Origin of the sequence: Streptomyces alkaliphilus (assembly GCF_014141535.1) — a bacterium.
Lineage (GTDB): Bacteria > Actinomycetota > Actinomycetes > Streptomycetales > Streptomycetaceae > Streptomyces > Streptomyces alkaliphilus.
In genome coordinates this window covers 1-1,593 of sequence record NZ_VKHT01001087.1, presented here as the reverse complement: position 1 = coordinate 1,593, position 1,593 = coordinate 1, and the positions used below count along the sequence as shown (strand labels likewise).

The 1,593-nt window shown below is 70.9% G+C and carries 2 protein-coding genes; both read left to right on the top strand.

From position 1 onward, the window contains the following. The first annotated feature begins 891 nt into the window (after nucleotides 1–891). Nucleotides 892–1,266 carry a DUF6247 family protein gene (locus tag FNQ90_RS22565; RefSeq protein ID WP_182608034.1) on the top strand — a complete coding sequence of 125 codons (375 nt, stop codon included), beginning with the start codon at nucleotides 892–894 and terminating at the stop codon, nucleotides 1,264–1,266. Next, the gene (locus tag FNQ90_RS22560; RefSeq protein ID WP_182608033.1) at nucleotides 1,263–1,553 is read left to right on the top strand and encodes a hypothetical protein; all 291 of its coding nucleotides are present in this window, start codon (nucleotides 1,263–1,265) and stop codon (nucleotides 1,551–1,553) included. Before FNQ90_RS22565 ends, FNQ90_RS22560 begins: the two co-directional genes overlap by 4 nt. The last annotated feature ends 40 nt before the right edge of the window (nucleotides 1,554–1,593 follow it).

Here is a 1,593-nt window from a genome sequence, read left to right as displayed (position 1 = left end):
GGACAGGCCCGCTGGACCAGCCGCTGGAAGACCGCACTGAACGCCTTCGACATCACCTTCGACGGCCGCCTCTCCACAGCCCGCCACTAACCAACCACCCCCGTTACACCGCTCGATTGACAGACTCCTCCCTGGAAGAGGCACTTGCCTACCTTCGGAACCGCCATGGCGACCTCATCCCCGACCAACTGCGCCAGCCGACAGCCGTTCCCGCACCGCGTGCGGATACAGCCCACCATCCAGCCGTCTGACGGGACAAGGGCACCTCCGCGCCTGCGTCTGAACCTCGGATTTGGGTAGCTTTGCTTCCTAACGAGCTCGTGCACGGTAGGTGATCAGACGTCGAGCGGCTGATCACCTACCGTGCACGAGCTCGTTAGGATCGGCGCTCCGGGCCGACAACACCGCAGCTCGGAAAGCCTGCTCCCCGCACGCGCGGGGATGGTCCCGGGATCGCCTTCTGCGCCCGCAGCTTGGTGGGCTGCTCCCCGCACGCGCGGGGATGCTCCCTCGCCGGGGTAGCAACTGCCGACGTCGGCAGTTGCTACCCGCCCCAGCGGGGGCGTTCCCTCACCATGGGGACATCCGCCGCTTGAGGAATTGCCCCGGGGACTACGAATGTTTGTAGTCACCCGGGCGGTGCCGGGTGGGCTGGGGGATCGGCAGGGTTGTGGTTCGGTTCTCGTGGTGGCGGCCTGGTCCCCGGCAGGTGCAGAGGCACTTCACCCGGAGGCTCGCCCGTCGACGGGGCCGGGTCAACTCCCCTGTGCGTGGGGTCGGCCACCGTGTCACGGCCCGGACCTCGTCGTGATCACCCTCTCCCCGCAGTTGCGGGGTCGAGCCCGGTGTTCCCGGCGTACGCTGGAGACCCGGCGAACGAAGGAGGGGCACATGGGCGCGGCACCGGATCGTGACGGGCCGGCGGGGCCGGTGATGGAGCAGCCACCCCACACCCCCGAGGCGCTGCGGGCCGCCCTGGTGCGTCTGGCACCGGAACTGCTGCCGACCTTCGACGCGGAACGCGCCGACGCCCTGGAAGCAGCCCGCAGCGAGGTGAGCGCGGCCCCGATGCGGCGCCTGGTCGGTCAGTGGTCGCTGCGGGTCGCGATCGAACGCTTCCCCCACCGCGCGGCACGCCTGCGGGAACTGGAGACCCGCGCGGCCGAGGTCGAGGACCCCGCCGAGGCCGGGGCCATCACCCGCGAGATCGGCGAGATCCTGGACGCCGCCCGACAGCAGGCCGGACTCGAAGGCCACGCCGCGTGAGTGAACCCTCCTCCTGGCGGTGGGATTACAACCCCGACGCCGACCACGTCATCACCGGCCTGCCCGACCACGTCGTCGCCGAGGTCGAACGCCTGGCCGCCGAACTCGTCGCCCTGGCCGAGGTCGGGGTGGACGTCACCGACATCGGCGAAGGCCCCCGCCGCGGCGTGCCCGGCGGAATGCGGCGCCTGCCGGTGCTGCGCGACGGCTGGCTCTACGCCCTGCCCCTGCCCCGCCTGCGGTTGATCGCCATCATCCGGGTGATCCCCCCGTTCACCGACCTGTGAACCCACCGCACCACCGCCGGTCGGCTGCGTACCCATCCGC

What these genes read in the sequence shown, in the direction of transcription:
- FNQ90_RS22565 (WP_182608034.1), top strand. Translation starts at nt 892, where the DNA reads ATGGGCGCGGCACCGGATCGTGACGGGCCGGCGGGGCCGGTGATGGAG.